The 19,813-nt window shown below is 56.0% G+C and carries 19 protein-coding genes; 9 read left to right on the forward strand and 10 right to left on the reverse strand.

The window, feature by feature from the left end:
• Positions 1–18: 18 nt before the first annotated feature.
• The 10 genes from O5O45_RS29345 to O5O45_RS29390 all read right to left on the reverse strand — a co-directional run bounded on the left by O5O45_RS29345 (position 19) and on the right by O5O45_RS29390 (position 11,807).
• On the reverse strand, positions 19–780 hold the full coding sequence (locus O5O45_RS29345) for a nucleotidyltransferase family protein (protein WP_305902806.1): 762 nt from the start codon (positions 778–780) through the stop codon (positions 19–21).
• Positions 781–800: 20 nt separating this feature from the next.
• On the reverse strand, positions 801–2,432 hold the full coding sequence (locus tag O5O45_RS29350) for a glycosyltransferase family 39 protein (protein WP_305902807.1): 1,632 nt from the start codon (positions 2,430–2,432) through the stop codon (positions 801–803).
• On the reverse strand, positions 2,429–3,931 hold the full coding sequence (locus O5O45_RS29355) for a hypothetical protein (RefSeq protein WP_305902808.1): 1,503 nt from the start codon (positions 3,929–3,931) through the stop codon (positions 2,429–2,431). Before O5O45_RS29355 ends, O5O45_RS29350 begins: the two co-directional genes overlap by 4 nt.
• A gap of 2 nt (positions 3,932–3,933) precedes the next feature.
• Positions 3,934–5,190 carry a tetratricopeptide repeat protein gene (locus O5O45_RS29360; RefSeq protein ID WP_305902809.1) on the reverse strand — a complete coding sequence of 419 codons (1,257 nt, stop codon included), beginning with the start codon at positions 5,188–5,190 and terminating at the stop codon, positions 3,934–3,936.
• A gap of 4 nt (positions 5,191–5,194) precedes the next feature.
• The gene (locus O5O45_RS29365) at positions 5,195–6,655 is read right to left on the reverse strand and encodes a flippase (protein ID WP_305902810.1); all 1,461 of its coding nucleotides are present in this window, start codon (positions 6,653–6,655) and stop codon (positions 5,195–5,197) included.
• 3 nt (positions 6,656–6,658) lie between these two features.
• Positions 6,659–8,026, reverse strand: coding sequence for a TolC family protein (locus tag O5O45_RS29370; protein ID WP_305902811.1), 1,368 nt, complete (start codon positions 8,024–8,026; stop codon positions 6,659–6,661).
• 7 nt (positions 8,027–8,033) lie between these two features.
• Positions 8,034–9,155, reverse strand: a complete 1,122-nt coding sequence (locus O5O45_RS29375; protein ID WP_305902812.1) for an efflux RND transporter periplasmic adaptor subunit — start codon at positions 9,153–9,155, stop codon at positions 8,034–8,036.
• Positions 9,152–9,730 (reverse strand): metal-dependent hydrolase, encoded by a 579-nt coding sequence (locus O5O45_RS29380; RefSeq protein WP_305902813.1) that lies wholly within the window; start codon positions 9,728–9,730, stop codon positions 9,152–9,154. Before O5O45_RS29380 ends, O5O45_RS29375 begins: the two co-directional genes overlap by 4 nt.
• Before the next feature lie 10 nt (positions 9,731–9,740).
• Positions 9,741–10,316, reverse strand: a complete 576-nt coding sequence (locus O5O45_RS29385) for a serine O-acetyltransferase (protein WP_305902814.1) — start codon at positions 10,314–10,316, stop codon at positions 9,741–9,743.
• A 213-nt stretch (positions 10,317–10,529) separates the two neighbouring features.
• Positions 10,530–11,807: a glycosyltransferase family 4 protein gene (locus O5O45_RS29390; RefSeq protein ID WP_305902815.1), complete on the reverse strand. Its 1,278-nt coding sequence runs from the start codon at positions 11,805–11,807 to the stop codon at positions 10,530–10,532.
• An 874-nt stretch (positions 11,808–12,681) separates the two neighbouring features.
• On the opposite strand from O5O45_RS29390, the gene cysC reads away from it, so the two are divergent.
• From cysC to O5O45_RS29435, 9 genes are all read left to right on the forward strand, one after another.
• Positions 12,682–13,344, forward strand: a complete 663-nt coding sequence (gene cysC / locus O5O45_RS29395; protein WP_371748016.1) for an adenylyl-sulfate kinase — start codon at positions 12,682–12,684, stop codon at positions 13,342–13,344.
• A gap of 77 nt (positions 13,345–13,421) precedes the next feature.
• Positions 13,422–14,486, forward strand: a complete 1,065-nt coding sequence (locus O5O45_RS29400; RefSeq protein ID WP_305902817.1) for a GHMP family kinase ATP-binding protein — start codon at positions 13,422–13,424, stop codon at positions 14,484–14,486.
• A 60-nt stretch (positions 14,487–14,546) separates the two neighbouring features.
• Positions 14,547–15,356, forward strand: coding sequence for a glycosyltransferase family 2 protein (locus tag O5O45_RS29405; RefSeq protein WP_305902818.1), 810 nt, complete (start codon positions 14,547–14,549; stop codon positions 15,354–15,356).
• A 17-nt stretch (positions 15,357–15,373) separates the two neighbouring features.
• Positions 15,374–16,813, forward strand: coding sequence for a class I adenylate-forming enzyme family protein (locus tag O5O45_RS29410; protein ID WP_305902819.1), 1,440 nt, complete (start codon positions 15,374–15,376; stop codon positions 16,811–16,813).
• A gap of 29 nt (positions 16,814–16,842) precedes the next feature.
• Complete coding sequence (locus O5O45_RS29415) at positions 16,843–17,424, forward strand: chorismate--pyruvate lyase family protein (RefSeq protein WP_305902820.1); 582 nt, start codon at positions 16,843–16,845, stop codon at positions 17,422–17,424.
• Positions 17,425–17,498: 74 nt separating this feature from the next.
• Positions 17,499–17,750 carry an acyl carrier protein gene (locus O5O45_RS29420; RefSeq protein WP_305902821.1) on the forward strand — a complete coding sequence of 84 codons (252 nt, stop codon included), beginning with the start codon at positions 17,499–17,501 and terminating at the stop codon, positions 17,748–17,750.
• Positions 17,751–17,772: 22 nt separating this feature from the next.
• A complete protein-coding gene (locus O5O45_RS29425) occupies positions 17,773–18,372 on the forward strand; it encodes a serine O-acetyltransferase (RefSeq protein WP_305902822.1) in 600 nt (199 codons plus the stop codon).
• Positions 18,373–18,381: 9 nt separating this feature from the next.
• The gene (locus tag O5O45_RS29430; RefSeq protein WP_305902823.1) at positions 18,382–18,963 is read left to right on the forward strand and encodes a serine acetyltransferase; all 582 of its coding nucleotides are present in this window, start codon (positions 18,382–18,384) and stop codon (positions 18,961–18,963) included.
• On the forward strand, positions 18,956–19,801 hold the full coding sequence (locus O5O45_RS29435; protein ID WP_305902824.1) for a sulfotransferase family protein: 846 nt from the start codon (positions 18,956–18,958) through the stop codon (positions 19,799–19,801). The genes O5O45_RS29430 and O5O45_RS29435 overlap by 8 nt, the downstream gene beginning before the upstream one ends.
• The last annotated feature ends 12 nt before the right edge of the window (positions 19,802–19,813 follow it).

Raw genomic sequence — 19,813 nt, forward strand, 5'->3', positions numbered from 1 at the left:
CCTCCTGGTTGTCCGGGCTCAATCACTGAGCGCGGAAAGGGTTGCTTCCCGCTGTGGAAAGAACTGCTCTGTGTGGGCGCATAAAAAGTCGTAGTCTTCGGGTATGCCGATATCGATAAACGGACCGGCTTTGGTGTAGGCGTATAAACCTCCGCCCACCAGCGCCGGAAAGGCGGTTTGTTCGAAGGAAAACGCGCCTTGTTGGGGACAATGTTTATGTAAGAACTCGGCGCTGAGGAAATAGACGCCGGCGTTGATCAGGCCAGGGCCGGCATTCGGCTTTTTCTCCTCAATCATAATCACTTTGCCGCTGTGCTTGTGTACGGTGAGCTTACCGTAGCGAGAGCAGTCGGGTTGCAGCGCGGCCAGCATGCCGTTGGTGAACTCACTGCGATAGACGGAGGAAATAAAGTCCTGTAAGTCGGTGTGACAGAAGCTGTCTCCATTGAGCACCAGATAGTAAGGCGCAGGATGTTGCTCCGCCGCCATACGAATCGCGCCGCCGGTGCCCATGGGCGCTTCCTCGATCACGAACTTCAGGCGCTGGGTGGCGCGGGGGTGTTCTTCGAAATGGCGGACGATGTGCTCGCTTTTATAGCCGAGAGACAGCACGATATCCTGGATATTCTGGCGCTCCAGCTGATCCAGCAGCAGCTCCAAAAATGGGCGATCAGCCACCGGCGCCATGGGTTTGGGCAGATCTGCAACCCGCGAGCGCAGCCGGGCGCCTTTACCGCCGGCAAGAATGATGCAACGTACATGCGTTGCTCTAGCTTCCATGTTCATTTCATTCCCCTTGTTTATTTCTGCCATAAAAAGAGTCTGGCGTCGTAACTCTCGTCCACCACGCGCATGCTGCGCTGGACGAATTGCAAGGTGTCCGCGTCGATGACCAGCGTCATCGCATTCCAGGGGGAGGCCACCAACCAGACCCGATTATTCTGGTTCAGTACGTCCTGTAGCTCCCTGTCGCTGCGCAGCACCACCGTGCCCAGGAATTTGTCCCGATAGAAGGGCGAGTCCAGGTTACGGTCGTAGACGATCTTGCGATCGGTAATGGTTTGCAGGAAATAATCCGGCGTAATGCCGGAATACAGCTTGGTTGGCATCGGCGCCATGCTGATGACTTTATCGCCTTCGCGATAGCCCTGTTTCAATGTGGCGGACACCTTGCGGTAATCCACGCCGGCGAAACCGTCCCGGTAATCCGAGCGAAATCCCAGATGTCCCAGGTTGCCGATGCTATAGAAATGGATCAGATTGGAGTTCATCGACATCACCGCCATCAATAAGAGCGCTGCAAGATTGAAACTGGCGATCGCCGTCGCTGCGGGGGCTTTCACCCGGGCGGTGAGGCGCGTTACGTCTTTTATCAGAAACGTCAAAATGGCGCCGACGCTGATAATGAAAAACGGGTAGATAAAAAACACATAGTGGGCGTTGTAAAACAGCAAAAAGTTGCTGAGACACAGAAGCGTAATAAGGAACACCAGATAATAAAAACGCAGTGTCGGACGCTTCCACGCGTAGTAAACGCCGAGAAGATATACGGCTCCGGTGATGAGATGCGTTTCCATGCCAAAGAAATTGATGAAGTAAAACCCCGGCTCCCAACTGTCTTTCAGAAAACCTAACTGCGGCAGACTGACATCGCCTTTGCCGGAGCCCAGCATCAGGTGCGGCTGTTGCAGCGCCACCCGGCGCACGCCTTGTGCGACCAGGGTTAAAATCACTAGCAGATACATTACCCAGAGATTGCGTTGGAAGATCCAGGTCAGATTGTCCCGTTTGAATATAAGCACGATGACGGCCATGACTGGGAGCAGGAACCCAGAGCCTTCCCAGCTCAGATAGGTCACGGTGAACAGCGCCCAGACTAATAACGCGAAACGCAAACGAACCCGTTCCTGCTGTAACAGATGGTAGACCGCCGTGGCGGTGAGCAAAGTGAAGAACTGCGTCTGCGCCGGGTGAAATGCGTTCTGCGACCAGTAAATGGACCAGGTTGAAAGGCTGTATAAGAGCCCGGCGATAATCGCCGCCGCCAAGCCAAATCGGCGCAGGCTGATCCAGAAAATCAGACCCAATACGCCAGTGGAGAATAGCAGCGCCGGCAGACGTAGGGTGAACTCGGAAAAGCCGCCCAACTTGACCGATAGCGCTAAAAAGTAAGGCACCAGTTCGTAAGTGGCCAGCGGTACTTCCATGGTGCTGACGTAGATATAGGGATAGCCCTTATCCAACACACCTTCTACAAAACTGGCGATAGTGGCTTCATCAATGGTAAGCGCGCGCGCCTCCAGGCCGCCTACGCGCAAACTGAAAGAGAGAGCAATCAGCGCGGTGGCGATCAGCATGATCACCGGAAAGGAATTAGCCTTGGCGCGCATTAGCGGCCATTTCATCCATTGCGACCCGGCGCGGCTGTTCATAGGCTTTCCTCCAGGATTCTAGAGGGAGCGCCCGCGGCGCCAGTATAAGCGGCGGCGCCGTTAATGTGACTGGTTGCAAAGCGTGCTGAGCGCAACTGCAGGGCGCACAAGGCCTGCCCCAGAAGCGCAGCGCCGAACAGCGCGGTGACCACGCCTAAATTAAACAGGCTGTTAGTAAGCAGACGCGCGTCCAGGGCGAGGGCGCACAGCAAGGCGCCGCTGCAGGTGACGGAGGTGAGTAACAGGTTTATCGCTGTGACAAGGCGGGGCAAACTTCCCAGCGCCAACAACAGAGCTGTGCTGGTGAGAATGTTGAGCAACAGCCAGATTGCGCACCATTTCAGCGCGCGCAGGATCAATTCGGGGTAACGGGTTTGCCGCATAACCTCCAGGCTGGGGTCTTCGAAACGGATCAGCGCGCTTTCTGCTGACTCCGTCGATATCTGGCGGATGTGCGGCGTATAGGCTGGGCTCTCATAGTTCGCCGGCGCATCCGTAGCGCTGACTGGGCTGACGCGCCAGTCTATGCCGGGAAAGCTGATGAAGCGATCGTCGCCGGTCTGCACGATCGCCTGTAACCCCATTCCCAGCGCCGGGTCGCAATCCGCGAACACCTCAATTTGATTGACAGGCGCAGTACGCAGGGGCTGGAACACATTGATGACTTTGATTTGCGGGTAGTCGCTGGCGTAGTCGCCCAGGCGGCGTTGATTGACGTTAACCTTGAAGGCGCCGTTGCATTGCGCCATCAACCAGGCGTTTTGCAGCGCGGTGCGGGAGAAGGGCAAGGTCAGCACAAAACGGGCTTCCGACGCTTTGTCGCCGGCGCCGCTGCGCCAGATCGGCTGCAGCGCGCTGGTGCGGCTCCACAGAAAATAGCCGTAATCCACATTGCCGCTGATGGCGGGCGGTTTTAGCTCGCTGGCTAAATGCGGCGCCCGCCAGTCCGCGTCATAAAAACCGTATTGATACCAAATCCGGGCGTCGGCGCCGCCATTGGCGGGGGTAAAGGACGCTTTCCAGGCGTTGTCGCTGACTAGCCGCTGTTCTTGCCCCTGGCTGTCTTGCACGCGCAGGGAAAGTATCATCGCCGGCGCGCCGCCGAGGGTGGACTTTTCCACCCGAACGGCGATGACGTTTTTACCGGGGCGTAGGTATGACTCCACCGCGCCCAGCCAGATTGGCTCAGACGTGGCGGCGGATTTCACCGCGATTTCCACGCCATTGATATAGAGTTTGTAATTCTCCGTTCCCGCGAGCTTCAAGAAGGCTTTGTAGGGCGCGGCGCGCACGATGAATATTTTGCGGAAATAGCTGACGGCGCGGGCGTCTGGCGCGGTGATCCACTGGGCTCCGTCCCAATTCAAGCGCACGCCTTGCCGGTTCTTCAGCTCCAGTGCGTAGGTGGTCATCAGTCCCAGCAACAGGGAGAACGCCAGCAACGCCGGAAAGATTTTGCGGCTCGCCTGCAGTCCCTGTCGCGCGCTTCGCCACAGCATGGTCATGACCCACTCAGCCCGCGCACAGCGCGCAGATTGCGCACGCTGTCCGCATCAATGGAAAGCTGGAACGACTGCCGCGCCTGATCTACTTTACCCATCATCATCAGGCATTCTCCCTGGGTCGCCAGCAGGTCGGCGCGCAGGCTGGAGCCTTGAATTCGTTCGAGCGAAGCGGAAACGCTGGACAGGCAGCTTTCCGGCACGCCCTGGCGGATATAGGCGAGACTGGCCATCGCCCGCAGGGTGTCGCTTTCAGGATAGACCCTCAGCATTTCCTGCAACGCCAGCAAGGCCTCATCCCATTGTTCGTGACGGTAGTTACGACTGATGACCCGGTCAGTCAGGATGGTGAGACGGCGTTTGGTATGGTGCGCCACATAAGGAAAGAACTCATCTTCGCGGCGGTGTTGCAGGGCCGTATGCAGCGTGTCCAGCGCTTCCTGGCGCTTGCCTGCGGTTTCCAACTGCGCCGATTGATAGAGCGCGGCGGCGGGGTTTTCCGGTTTGAACACTATGGCGTTCAATTGTGAGAAAAGCCGGCTGGCCTGCTCGGAGTAAGTCAGCAGGGGATCGAGCTTGAAAGCGATGACCATGGCGCCAAATGCGGACGCCGGATTACCCTCAGTCAGACGCCACTGCGCGTCCTGCCTGTATTTCGCCGCCTGCATGGGCGCATAGAGCGTCAACGCCAGCGGGGTGGCCAGTATGAGCAGCGCAATGGGATAGAAGCGCAGGCGCGCCTTGGACAACGTCATCATGAAGAGAATGGCCGCGGCGCCAGTGGATATATACCAACCCCATTCCAGACACAGAAAGGCCAGCTCCAGGCGGCCGCCCAATGAATCAAAGTTGGCGGTGTCGGGCAGGGCGATGGCCTGGCCCTTATTCGGCGTGAAGAAGGAATTGAAGAAACGCTTCAGCGTGCGATAGTCCTCAATATTGTCGGCGTAGGTTGGCAAGGTATGGAGGTCGAGGGCGACGAGGTAACCGGGAACGCACACCAGGAACGCCAGGGCGAAGGCGGCGCTCGTCAAAGCGAGATTCGGTTTATTGAAATGGACGCTGATCGCCAGCAAAGGCGCGGCGATCAAAAGTAATAAGACGGGGCCCAGCATATCGGGATGCGACAGCGCCATGGACGCGGCGTACTGGACGCCTGACTCGCCGCCGGCGAAGGGCAGGTTGATCCAGGGAGCCAGGAACGCGCCCAGCATCGCCAGAATCAGACTTGCCTGTACCCCCGCCTGCATCTTCATGGACTTACTGCGCTCCTTTACCGGCTGGGCGACGCTTGAGCAACGCCGTCAGGAAAGCCAGCTCGCGCTGATCCAGCGTTTTGCTGACCAGGATCAGAAGCAGGTAGGCGACGGCGAACAGCAGTGACGCCAGGATAAACTGCAGCAGACCCGGGGAAGCGAAAGCCGCGTTCACCGCGTAGCCCGCCAGCGATGACGCCAGTAACGGCTTGTAAGACATGCGCACCCATTGCACCGGCACGGACTGGCGATACAGGAACCAGAGCGAGCCGGCGATAAACAAGGCTTCCGCCGTCACCGTACCCACCGCCGCGCCAAAGGCGTGCAGATGTGGAATCAGCAGGACATCCAGGATGGCGTTGGTGGCCAGGGTGGCGACGGAGATTAGCGTGAACAGGCGTTGCCGGCCCATGGCTGAATACACGTAAATCATGATGGAGGAGGGGAAGATAAAGAATATCGCCACCGCTAGCGCTTGCAGGATATGGGCGGAAGAAGCGAACTCCGGCGTATACATCAATCCAATGATGTCCTCGGCGAAGACGAAGACATAAGCCACGATGGGCAGCGACAGGATGGCGTAAAATTTCAGCACCTGATTGAGAAAGCGGCTGAATTCCGCTTTATCGCCAAGCGCCAGACGGGCCAGCTTGGGATAGATCGGGATGGACAGCGTGAACGGCAGCATCTCAATGATCTGTATCACCCGATAGGCGGCGTTGAACAGGCCCAGGGCGAGCGGCGCGGCCATCGCTTTCAGGATTAGGGTGTCCACATGTAGAGTGGCGCGACGGCACATCATGGACAGTCCGATAGGGACAGACTCAAACAGCACGTATTTCCACAGGCCGGGATCAAAGCGCCAGGGAATGCGCTTGAAAACCGCCAGGCTGCAAGCGTAAAACAGCAGAAACTGACAGACATTCGCCAGCAAATAGTAACCGCACAGCGCGAGGATGCCGGGGTCGTGGTCGCGCCAGTACAAGGTGAGCGCCAACAGAATCACTTTATGTATGACGAAAATGGCGGCGTTGAATTCCATGCGCTCGAAGGCGCGAAACAGCGCGCCATAGATCACGCTGTGAAACACGATCAAAGCGGCGACCGTCATGATAAAAAGACTCAGCCCGAAATTGCGATCCTCCAAAACCAGCAGACAGACGATGGCGGTGGGCGCGGTGGCGACCAGGGTGACTACCCAGGCCAGCAGGCGCACGTTGCCGAAGAAATACTTGTATTGCTCCGCTTTCTGCGCGATTTCCCGCACCAACAGGTTGGTGACGCCCATGTCGGTGACCAGTTGCAACAAGCCGACAAATGCGAGAATGAAGGCGAAGTCGCCGAAAGATTCCGGTCCCAGGGTACGGGCGATCAACACGATGACATAAATGTTGAGCAGCGCGCCCACGCCCTCGCCAAGCAGGGTGGCGATGATATTGCGGAAAATCTTCTTGTTCGAAGACATTGATTAATCTCCCTCTACGGAGCAGGACCATCGCGCGCCCGGCGTCAGCCGGAATTGCAGCAGCCACAGCTTGGCGTAGGCGTCCAATTTGCCCAGCTCAATTTGTCGGATATCGGAACGGGATTCGATCACCTCACTGACGCCCACCTTGCCCAGTCGAAACAGCTCCTGGTTCTTCTCCAACTCGGATCTGGCGCGTTCCAGGGCGCTAAGCGAGTTCTTCAGGGTCAGTAATTGCTGTTGATAGTCCCGATAATTTTGCAGGGTGACGATGCGCTGATTCGCCCTGATCAGATCCAACTGCCTCTGTTCTTTTTCCACCTGCAGCGCCCAGTAGCGGGACTTGCCGCTGGCGCGAAAGGTGTCCTGCAACTTCACCTCAAGACTGACTCCTACGGTGGCGAGATGTTTGCTCTCACCGAAGTCCTCGTCCGCCACGCCCCGTACGGAGCCGCTCAAGCCGAAGGCGACGCCGTTATCGTGGCGCGCCTGATCATACTGGCGACGGGTGATGGCGAGTTGGGTCTGTTGCAGAATCACGTCAATGCTGCTGTTTTCCGCAGCCTCGACGAGGGTTTTCAGATCCCCTGCGGGAGGCAGGGAATCCAGTTTGAAGTCCGGCGTCGGCATGGCGTCGGCGGTCTGCGCCAGGAACGCGAACTTCTGGCTTAGATAATCACGGTTATTCGCCGTCTGTTGCAGCTCGCCCTCCAGCTCGGCGACGGCGCCTTCCGCTTCCAGCAGGTCTGAGCGCTCGATCAGACGGGCGCGGGCGGCATTGCGCGCAATGTCCAATTGCGACTGGGCGTCCGCCAACAGTTCCCGCAGCAGAACTTCCTGTTGCTGCGCCTGTTGCAGCGACACCAGCACATCCACCAGTTCCAGCAGGCTTTCCTGAAACAGCTTCTGATGCTTGGCGGTTTCATATTCGATGCGCTGTCGCAGAATCGCGGCGTCATCGGTTTCCTGTCCCACCCAGCGGCTATTGCGATAGATCGGCGCATCCAGCGCCACCTTGGCCTGGTTCACAAATCCGGAGCGGCGTCCGCTGACGGAGGTTTCATTGTCTGAGTCGATGAAAGCGCTCTGATTCTGCTCGAAAGCGAAGTTCCCCACGGATTCGCCTTCGTAGTACTGTGGACCTGCGCTCAGGGTCAGTTCTGGATACCACGCCTGGCCTGACGTGTATTCAAACTCTTTGCGCAAGGAGGCGATTTCCAGTCGCTGCACCTGCAATTGCGGGCTGGCGCGGCACATTTTATTCAACAGGGCCTTAAACTCGGGGCGGTCTTCAAAGCCATGACAAACTCCCGCACTCAACGTCATACAGACGCCGGCGGCGAGTGATAGCGACAACCTGGCTGATATCATGAATTCCTTATCCTTTTACCTTATCTCCGGCTTTCAGACTCTGTTGTCCCGCCACTACGATTTCGTCACCCACATGCAGTCCTGCAACGATTTCCACATAGCCGTCGCCGGAGATGCCTACTTTCACCGGGGTCAATTCCGCCGCGCCGGACTCGCTGACCCGAAACACCACGGCGTCGTCATCAAAGCGATTGATCAGGGCGATGGAGGGAATGCGCACGGTGTTTTTGTTCTGCTCCAGATACACCGTGCCGGTCATGCCGGGCTTCACGATCAGCTCAGGGTTAGCGGCCTGCACGTAGACCCGTGCGGCGCCCTGACTTTCATCCAACTCGGGGTCAACCCGATAGATCGTTCCGTGCAGGGTGGTGTTGGTGAAGGCGGACAGGCGAATATCCACCGCTTTGCCCAGGGAAAAGTTACCCAGCTCTTTTTCCGGCAGCAGAATCTTGAACAGAATCGGATCGATGGAATTGATGACCAGCGCTTCCTCGCCTTTCTTGATATAGACGCCAGGAAAGCTTTTTACCTCGCTGACGACGCCGGAGATGGGCGAGGACACTTGCGTTTGCTTAAGCTCCTGGCTGGCGTTGTTCAGCTGATGAGTGGCTTCGGCGAGGCTGCTTTGCGATTGGGTGAAGTTGAGAAATGCGGTCTTATACTGTTCCTGGGAGACGTATTCGCCTTCCAGCAGGCTCTTCATTTCACTGAGGTTGGCGCTGTAGTAATCCAGCAAGGTTTTGCGGTTTTCCACCAGGGACTTCGCCAGGGTGTAATTGGATTTATAGAGCGTGTCATCCAGGCGGAATAACTCCTGGCCTTCGACCACCAGATCGCCCAGCTTGACCGGCTGCGCCCTGATGGCGCCTTCAATTTGCGGCCGAATGGCGACGGATACTCCCTCAGTGGCCACGGCGGTGGCGGCGAAACGGGAAGTGACGGCGCCCGCACCGACCTTATGCAGTTCCACTGGCGCGGCGTTGCCCACCGTGCGTGCGATTTCCGTGTTGGTGATTTCCATATGCTTCTTGGCGGACAGCAGCAGGTAGCCAATCAATCCGACGATCGCCACGATGAAAACAGAAAATACGAAATTGCGCTTCATGATGTTCAGCATGCGTCCAGTCATTTGAATCCTTCTGTGATGTTGCGAGCCCTGCGCGCCTGTCGCCAAAGCAACCAGGTAAGCGGCGCGAACAGCAATAACTCGGACGCCACCGCCCACACATTGCGCCAGCCGATAAAGCGCGCCAGGGTGTCGTGGTGAGGTCCAATCAATAAAGTAAACGGCGCGGAGGTGCGCGTATCGCTTAACGGCCAAAGCAGCGGCGCGCCAAAGCTGCTGTGCAGCCCCCGTTGCGGGCCGGTGAAAAAGTCCAGTAGGGTGTGGCTGAGCAGGGCGCAGGCGATCAAAGCGAAGCGCTGAACATAACCAGGCCAGAGCGCCAGCGGACTCCAGCGCGGCCAGGCCAATAAGGCGGCCACGACCAATAACGCCGCCGGCGCATGAGACGCGCGACTATGATAGGCGAGATGATCACCGCTGACGAAGTAGCCGTACAGCATATCCAGATCCGGCGCATTGCCGAGCAGCGCGAAAAACGCCAGCGCGGCCGCTCCAGGCATAAGCGCGCCGCCGCGCAGCGCATGGGCCGCCAGGAGGCAGTCGATACCGCAAAGTGCGTGGGCTACGGTGGTCGCCATAAGTACGCCGTCAACTCTTGGGCTGCTTGAACTTGAGATAACTGCTGGTGTTGTTGCGGGAAACCACTCGGGCCGGCGCGCCGACGACAGTACAGTTGTCCGGAACCGAGTCGATCACTAGCGCGTTGGAGGCGACCACTACGTTGTCGCCGATGGTGATGTTCCCCAGAATCTTGGCGCCGGAGCCGATAAAGACATTGTCTCCCAGTCGGGGACGGCCTTTGCGTTGATAGTCTGGACCGACGGTGACGCACTGGTTGACGGTGCAGTCTTCGCCCACGATGTCCGCGTCGATAAAAACGCCGGAGAAATTATGGATGACCAGACCGGGGCCGATAGCGACCTGGGGAGGAATGCGAATGCCGGTAATGGAGCCCAGCAGAAACTCGGTTGGGAAATATAAAAGCCACGCCGCCAGCTTTAGCAAGGGATTGCGCGCTCGCGAGGCGTAATGTCCCAGACGATACGAGCACAGATAGAGCGTGCCCAACTGGAACGTGATTTTCAGGTACTTGTTGACGAAATTATCGATGCGCACATAGTGTGAACGCTTCCTGCGGATATCCGCCGCCAGTAAACCGGCCATGGTTACCTAACCTCCATATAAATCGGCTGCAAGAGCCTGTTCCCTGGGCTGGCGCTGACGCCTGACCCCACCGGCGTGACGCGGACGCCGGCTTCGCCGTTGTATGAAGGCGAATGCGCAGATTGCCAGAATCCGCGCATTCGCGCCAGCGTTTCAATGACGTTGGAAAAGGACGGTTCGCTCCCTTGCCGCACTACATTCCATTTATACACTTCAAGATCTTGCGTCGTTTGGAGAGTAAGTCTCCAGAATGAACTCACGCAGCTTTTCCCTGGGCGCTCGTTCTCCTCCCGTATACAAATGTTCGTACAGCACTTCAATGCCCTGCGCCAGTTGTCGCCAGGTGTAGAACTTGTCCACCACTTGTCGGGCGGCCTGTCCCAGACGCTGGCGTTTGGCGTCGTCGTCCAACAATTGAATGGCCGCGTCGGCGAGCGCGTCGCAGTCATGGTTGTCTACGATCAGCGCATTGCTTTCATGGGTCAGTCCCTTGGCGCCGCCGCGAAAGCCGGCGATGGCGACGCCGGCGGACATGTAATTCAACACTTTCACCGGATGTCCCGGGCACTCTGGACGAGGAATCACCGCCACATCGGCGACCGCCAGATAGTCCGGCAGTTCATCCAGGGGCACCTGATCACAGAACAGCACCTGATGGGCGATGCCGAGTTCCTCCGCCATGCGCTGGTATTTGCGGTGGGCTTCCGGGTTGGAGATATTGCCGACCAGTAGCAGCTTCACGTCATTGCGGCGGGCGGCTACCCGCGCCATAGTCTCCAGCAGGTAGTCGATTCGCTGAAAGGCGTCTAGACTCCCTGTGTAAACCAGATAATGATCGTCTTTGCTTAATTGGTGGCGGGCGTAGATCCGCTCAGGATTGGGGTTATCGAACATCTCCGGTACGACGCCGGCGGGCAGTACGGTGATTTTGTCCGCGTCCACGCCCAGCTCCACCAGAAAGTGTTTGAGATCGTCGGACACGGCGGTGACATGATCGCCTTTGAAGGGCAGGGTTTTGTCCAGAAAAGCCGCCAGCTTACGGGCGAAGTCTTTGTTTTTGAAAAAGTCGTAGGTAGGCAACTCGTCGGTCATGCTGTTGACCGCGTTATACAGCAACGGCCGGCGCGTGATCAGTTTGGCCAGCCAGCCGATCAGCACGCCTTCATAATTATGGGCGTGAATGATGTCGATATCATATTTGAGGATGACGCGTATGAGCTTGAACACCATCAGCGGGTTGAACAGAAACTTCTCAGGGGAAGGGCCGACCCGAATGGCGTTTTTCTTGAAACCGGGAACCCGCACCCGATGTATGTGCGGCCCAACTACGGGAATATCCTCTTTAATAGGATAAGTGACGATATGGACTTCATTGCCCAGGCTTACCAGCGCTTCCGACATTTCCCTGATGGAAGCGGGCGATCCATGATTGGCGGGAAAAGGGCAGGCCGCCACCATGGCGATTTTAAATTTCCTTTTTTCTGGCTTCACTTTGTATGCATTCCTTCTAAAAGTGACGTAGATCCTGGCTGAAAAGCAAACAGGCTTAACCTGCTGTTAACTCCGAAAAAGGCAATATTCGAGCCAAAGGAGGCGGGCCAGAATGACAGGTTTGTAAAATGAAAACCCGTGGTGATGACGATAAATGAGCGCAAATTCTCCTTTTTGACGCCAGCTTTTTCTCGCTGAAATACCCGATGAATAGAGGCTATGGCCCGGAAACCCTTTAGTGGCGCGGGATATTGGGAATAAGTTGACCGAGTGGTCAAAGGTGGTGCAAAAACGGAGTGTAAAAAATATAGACACTTCCGGTTTGTTGTGTCGTTAAAAGTATTGAGAATGTTTACAGAGATTAATAAGTAAACAGGGAAAATGGGTAAAGCGTAAACTGAATCGACATTCATCTTATTATTTTCTTTACACTTAGCGCATAAGCGGCTGCACTTTCTTCTTCATCGGCGCCCTCAAATGAATCAAAAATGGATGTAAAAATCGGGCTGTTTTCATTCCGGTGCGTGAGAAAGAATTCATTTTTTTTCGGTGTTTTTTACGGAGGCGTAGGCTCAAAGTCGTGATCTCGCATCTCGACTTCTTCCCGCGTAGGCCATCGTTAAACCCGCCTTAAGTGGAAGATAAAACAGTTCTTTATTTGTTCAGGTCGTAACCGGCGCCCGTGGACTGTGTGTTTTCCTCTGACTGTCATATAAACGTCATCTGTGTTTTTTCCCTGTTTTGGCCCTTGCTCGGGCATGCTTTTTGCCTCGCTGAGGACATTGGGCTGCTGCTTTACTCTGCTGAGATTGCTCCCACGGATAAGGAAATGAACGCGGATTTGCGTTTCGCTCATGGCTTCAGGAGTACGACGGTGGCTAAGGAATATACAATAAAGTCTGGGAATGACGTCTGCGCCGACATTGTCTGGCATCAGCATAAAATCAGTAAATCCCAGCGCGCGTCTATCAAGACGCAAAAGCCTTGTCTACTGTGGTTCACCGGCATTAGCGGAGCAGGCAAATCCACGATCGCCAATGCGGTGGAGGCGCAGTTGTTTGAGTTGCAGCGCCACACCTATCTGTTGGACGGTGATAATGTCCGTTATGGGCTGAACAAAGACCTGGGTTTTTCCGACGAATCCCGGGTCGAGAACATCCGCCGAATAGGCGAAGTCGCCAGACTGTTTGTCGACAGCGGCATGATCGTTCTGAGCGCTTTCATCTCCCCCTTCCGCGAAGATAGAAAAATGGTGCGTCAAATGCTGGAGCCCGGCGAATTTGTCGAGGTCCATGTGTCGACGCCTCTCAACGTATGTGAACAACGCGACCCCAAAGGCTTGTACAAGAAAGCCCGCGCGGGCCGCATCGAAAAGTTCACCGGCGTTGATTCTCCTTATGAACCGCCAGTCAATCCGGAATTGACTCTGAATACTGATGCAGTATCCCTGTCCGAATGCGTGGAGAGGGTTATCGGTTATCTCATTGCACAGCAATTTATTGTTGAAAGGGACGCAACACTGTATCGCGCTTCCTGAAGCGCAAGGACGGCAGTTTGTTGTAACTGGACGTATTCAAAATGATTAGGTTACAAAACTAGGGAAAGGACTACTTTATGTTTTACCGATCAAAAGCTCCGCTAAGGATCAGCTTCGCCGGAGGCGGCACCGATATCGCCAGCTACTCCGATATATATGGCGGCAATGTGCTGAACGTCACCATAAACAAATACGCATACACTCACCTGGAGTTGCGGGAAGTTCCGCAAATAGAAATCTACTCGCAGGATTTCGAAAGCATCACTCGCATCAAAGCCAACAAGGATCTTCAGTTCAATGGCGAGAGCGATCTGGCCAAAGGCGTGATCAAGCGCTTTTACGAAGGTTCGGCTGGGTTGCGCATCGTCACCCATAATGACGCCCCGCCAGGGTCTGGTCTGGGCTCTTCGTCAGCCATGGTGGTGTCGTTGATCGGCGCTTTCCGAGAGCTGAAGAACCTGGCGTTAAGCCCCTACGACATCGCCCGTCGCGCCTGCGAAATCGAACGAGGTGATCTCAGTATTCTGGGGGGCATGCAGGACCAGTACGCCAGCGCTTTCGGCGGCTTCAATTTCATGGAGTTCCAGAAAGACCATGTCATCGTCAATTCGCTACGCATCGACCCCTGGGTTATTCATGAACTCGAATACAACCTGATTCTGGCGTACACCAGAAAAAACCGGTTGTCTTCGCGCATCATCGAATCTCAGGTCAAGAACGTGGAGCGCAACGACCAGGCGAGCCTGAACGCCATGCACAACCTCAAGGCGCATGCGGTGGAGATGAAAAAAGCGCTACTGACCGGTCGCCCGGATGAATTCGGCAAACTGCTGGATTACGCATGGCAAGAGAAGAAGAAAATGGCGGCGACCATTTCCAACGGTCAGCTCGACCAGATCTATGAAGACGCGGTGAAAGCCGGCGCCCTGGGCGGCAAAGTCAGCGGCGCGGGAGGCGGCGGCTTCATGATGTTCTATTGTGAGTCCACCCGTAAACGTCGGGTTATGGAAGCGTTGGTGAAAGCCGGCGTGGAAGTGATGTCTTTCAACTTTGAACTATCTGGCGTGCAGTCCTGGCGCAGTTCCCGTGAGCTGCGAACGCCGCAGACGGTGTTCACCAAGGACAAATTTCTGGCTGCGTGATTTACGGGTGGTTAAGTAAACGCCGCAATGGAATAACCCAGCGAAACAAAGGACAGTTCAATGGAAGCGGACATCATATTACGTAAGGTGGATAAGGCGCCCACAGAGGATGCCCAGACGGAAGCTTCGGTTTCCGCGCAAAATAAAAAATTATCTAGCGTATCTGTCGTATTCCCCGCCTATAACGAAGAAACGAATATAGAAATGACGGTCCTGAAGGCGATAGGAGCGTTTAAGAAGCATTTTGAAACCGTAGAGATCATTGTCGTCAACGACGGCAGCTCCGATGGCACGCGGGATATCCTCGAACGCCTGCGTCAGGAGCATGAAGAAGTGCGCCCTATTCACCATGTGCAGAACAAGGGATATGGCGGCGCGGTCAGGACCGGCCTGAAGTCGGGGCGGGGGGATTTTATTTTCTTCTCCGATTCCGATGGTCAGTTCGACCTGGAGGAAGTCGACCTGCTGCTGCGGCACATCAACGATTACGACATCGTGGTGGGTTACCGGGCTCAGCGCGCCGACCCCTGGCATCGCAAGCTGAACGCATACTGTTGGGGAGCTCTGGTGCGTTACCTGTTCGGTATCCGGGTGCGGGATATAGATTGCGCCTTCAAGATTTTCCGGCGCGATTTTATCCAGAGCATTCGGATTGAGGCGGAAGGCGCCATGATCAACACCGAGATTCTGGCTCAGGCGGGCATGATGCACTGTACGATCAAGCAAGTGCCTGTCAGTCACTATCCCAGGTTGTCAGGGGCCGCCACCGGCGCCAATCCGTTAGTCATCTTCAAGGCGTTCGTAGAGCTGTTCAATCTCTACGGCAAATTGAAGGCCACCGGCTATAAAGAGCTGCAAACCAAAGCATAGAGTGAAGTCGTAAGCATATGTTATTTGCACGTTTTATTGAGCAGGCGCAACGGTTTCCTGACAAGGAAGCCGTTGTTTGGCGCGAGACTGCCTACAGTTATCGCGAAATTGTCAGCGCCGCCGTTGGTTACGCCCACGCATTGCGGGCGGCCGGCGTCGGCCCCGGTGAGGCGGTGGCGGCGCTGGTTCCCAACTCCATTTACTTTGTGGCGACCTCGCTTGCGGTCTGGGCCAACGGCGGCGTACTGTTACCGTTAAACGTGGCTTACACGCAGGAGGAAACTGCGTTATACCTCGACAACGCCAGAGTACGCTTCGCCTTTGTCGTTCCTGAGGCGGAAGCGAAGCTGCCCGCTGAGATGGCCCGTTGTGTGATCGGGTTGGATGACGCGTTGCCGACGTCAGATGAGGCCACACCAGAAAGTCGTTACCCGGGGGCGGCGGACGCCGTCATTATGTTTTCGTCCGGCTCCACCGGCGCGCCCAAGCAGGTAGTGCGCACGCAGGCGCAAGTGCTGGCGGAAGTGGAGGGCTCCGCCGCCACGTTGCGCATCAATCATGAAGACGTCATCGCCTGCAGCGTGCCGCTGTTTCACGCTCATGGCTTTGGCAACTGTTTCCTGGCGGCGTTGATGAATGGCGGAACCTTGTTGATTCATCATGGCGAGTTCAATGCGCGAAAAATGATGCGGCTGGTGTCGGAGCATCAGGCGACCTTGCTGCCTTCCGTGCCGTTTATGTGCAAAATGATGGCGATGACGCCATTCAAGCAGGCGCCGGATTTGAGTCGATTACGCCTGGCGTATACGGCTGGCGCACCGCTGGAGGAAGACATATTCATCGGCTTCCGCGAGGCCTTCGGTATTCCTCTGGGGCAGTTATACGGCTCTACGGAAACCGGCGCCGCGGCGGTGAATGCGCATGTCTCGGCCGCCAATTTCCGCTCTGTCGGCAAGCCGGTGTCAGGCTCCGTTATCCGTTTGATTGACGATGAGGGAGAGCCTGTGGCCGCAGGACAGGAAGGCGAGGTGGTGATCGACTCCCCGGCCATGACCCATGAGTACCGGGGGCTGCCGGAATTAAGTGCGGAAACCTTCCGCAAAGACGGTTACCATACGGGAGACTTGGGGCGCCTGGATGAGGAAGGCAATCTGATCATCGTTGGACGCAAAAAGCTGATGATCAATGTGGCCGGTCATAAAGTCGATCCAGCGGATATTGAAGAAGTGATCCGGCGTATTCCCGGCGTGCTGGAAGTAGTGGCGTTGGGCAAACCCGACGGCATGTACGGCGAGATGGTGAAGGTGGCGGTGAAGGCCGGCGCCGGCGTCACCAGGGAGATGGTGGCGGCCTGTTGCGCGGAGCGTCTGGCGGCTTACAAAACGCCGAAAATTATCGAATTCGTAGACGAAATTCCAAAGAGTCCTCTGGGCAAGGTGCTCAGAAAATATCTTTAATCCGCAAAGTTAAGTACAAGGTGGAGAGCATGTTAGATTGTTTTAAAGCAAAGGGATATATTGCTGGCGGCATCATTACCAACAAGCGCGATGAGAGTCTCGACATCGCCGCGATGCCGCCGATTTTGCGGACGCTGCTGGTCACTGACGGCACTGTGACCAAAACTCTGGAAGCCTATTACTGGGAGCCGTTGATGGTCGAGCAACTCGGCCAGCACGAACAGGCGTTGGAAGAAGATGTGGAGGAGATGTCCTGCCACAAAGGCGATACCGTATTGCGACGCAATGTCTGCATTCGCGGCGTGGAAAGCGGCGACATCTACGCGTACGCCACCTCCATCATCAAAACGCAGGACCTGCCTGAGCAAATCAGCGAACAATTATTACAGGGTAAAATCGGTATTGGCGAGCTGCTGCGGGAGATGGGTCTGGAGACCTATCGTCAGGTCGCGGATATCTACCGCGAAATCAAACAGGAAGTGGTCCCGGGCAGCTCCAGTTACTACTGCGGCGAGCTGATCTGCCGCACTTATTATATCTACGTGGGTCACAACCCGGTGATTCAGGTGACTGAGAAATTCCCCTATCGCTTGTATATCAAAAAGGGCTGACGCTTAACCGCGCAGTCCCCAGGAAGGATTACGGAAACAAAGGCTTAAACGGAAGTGAACATGGAGAAAATAATATGAGCCAATCAGATACGCTAGAACGCTTGAAGTCAGTCGTAGGCGGCGTCACCCGCATCGATTATGACGGAGTGGGCCTCGATGAACCCCTGAACCTGGATTCCATTCAGCGCATTTCACTGATTGTGGCGTTGGAGGGAGAGTTCGATATCGAGATCGACAGCGAAAGTCTGGAGCCGGAAACGTTCGACACTTTCGGCGCCATGGCGACGTATGTGGCGGGGTGCGTAGCGGAATCCGCCAGCGTCTGAGCAACGGACAGCAAAAGGACTTATGCAAAAGATGGGACTTATCAGCCTGATCAAGGCGGACGTCAAATTCAAGCAGCAATGGTTTCTCAGCCAGAAAAGCTGGTTCACCCGTAATGTGCGGGTCTTTCTGGAGCCGGGCACCATCGCCGTCATCGTCTATCGTTACGGAAGCTGGGCGCGCGGCATCAAGCCCGCGCTGCTGCGCATTCCTCTGTACATTCCCTACGCTCTCGGCAAGGTATTGGTGGTGCTGGGATTCGGCATTTACATTCCCTCCAAGGCCAAAATTGGTCCGGGGTTCGTCATTCACAACTTTTCCAACATCTTCATCAGCGAAGGCGAAATAGGCGGCAATTGCATTGTGTTCCAGGGCGTGACCACCGGTCACCTGCGTGAACAGCCGGAGCCGCCGAAGCTGGGGAACAATGTGTTTCTCGGCGCCGGCGCCAAGGTGCTGGGCAGTGTGAAAATTGGCGATAACGTGGTGGTCGGCGCCAACTCGGTGGTGATCTCCGACGTGCCGGACAACTGCACGGTGATGGGAAACCCCGCCCGTATTATTTCCCGGGAAACCAACTGGATGGCGGAGAAGCGGGAAGGCAAGAAGGTGGTTAATTACTGAAGACGGATCATGATAACGAACATTAAACAGGATGTGAGGCGCAAGGCGGAGCTGCTCTACGGCGACGCCTCCACCGCCAATTGTCTGCGCGCATTGCCGCACAGAGGGACGTTCGCGGCGATGGTTTATCGCTTCGGGAGACTGGCGGGCTCCGTCAGATTCAAACCCTTGTCGTTGCTGTTAAAAGCGGCGTACTTCGTTTTGTTTTATCTGGTGCAAATGTTCACCGGCATCAGCATCCAGAGCTATGCGAGGATCGGCAAGGGCATGGTGGTGTGTAATTTCTCCGGCATCTTTGTACTGGCGGAGGAGATCGGCGAGAACTTCACCGTGTATGAAGGCGTCACCGTCGGCAATATTCGCGGCAAACCGCGTCTGGCGATCATCGGCGACAACGTCACCCTGGAGCCTGGGTGCAAGGTTTTGGGCGACGTTACTATAGGCGATAACGTAGTGGTGCGCGCCAACAGTCTGGTGATCACGGACGTGCCCGCCAACTCGATTGCCGTCGGCAACCCCGCGCGCATCGTTCCCATGAAGACTGAGGAAAAAGTGGAAGAGCCCAAGGAGAGGATGGCGCAACATGGCTAAACCATTCAACGTCGACTTTATCGGCATCGGTTCAGGAAAATGCGGGTCCACCTGGTTTTTCGAAAATCTGGTGCAACACCCGGAAATATTCGATGGCAACCCGAAAGAAATTAACTATTTCAGCGACCTGTACGATCAGCATGAATTCGCCTGGTATGAGTCACAGTTCAAAGGCTGCGATGACCGCCTGCTGAAGGGGGAGTTCTCCGTGACGTACATGTATCGACCGGGAACGGCGGAACGCATACGCCGCCATTTCCCGGAGGCCAAGATCATTGCGATTGTGCGTGATCCGGTGCAGCGCACGTTTTCCGACTACCTGCACGCTATCCGCAAAGGCGATATCGCCGGCAGCACCTCTTTCGCGGAGTTTATCCGCAATGAAGAGCACCTGAAGTTCGGCTGCTACACCCAGTACCTGGAGCCTTTTTTTGCGAGCTTCCCCAAGGAGCAGATCAAAATCATCGTGCTGGAGGATTTCAACAGGGATTACGCCAGAGGGTTTCGCGAAGTATACGAATTCCTCGGCTGCCAGGACGTGAACTTCCTGCCTGAGGGAGTGGAGCAGCGCAGAAACCAGGCGCGGTCATACCGTTTTCTGTTTCTGGAAAACATCATGGTGCGCACCTATCGAATGCTGGCCAAATCCGGTTACACCCGGCTGACGGAAGTTATCAAGCGCACCGGCGTGCCTGAGCTGTTGCGGCGCTTGAACGTGAGTTCCAAACCGCTGCCGAAAATCGACCCGGACAGCCGGGAAGTTCTCAGCAGCTACTACTCCGGCGAGAAGAAATTCGTCGCCGAATTGACCGGCAGTAATCTGTCGGCCTGGCAGTAAGAACTCTTGTTT

The organism is Hahella sp. HNIBRBA332, from assembly GCF_030719035.1.
In the GTDB taxonomy this organism is placed as follows: Bacteria; Pseudomonadota; Gammaproteobacteria; order Pseudomonadales; family Oleiphilaceae; genus Hahella.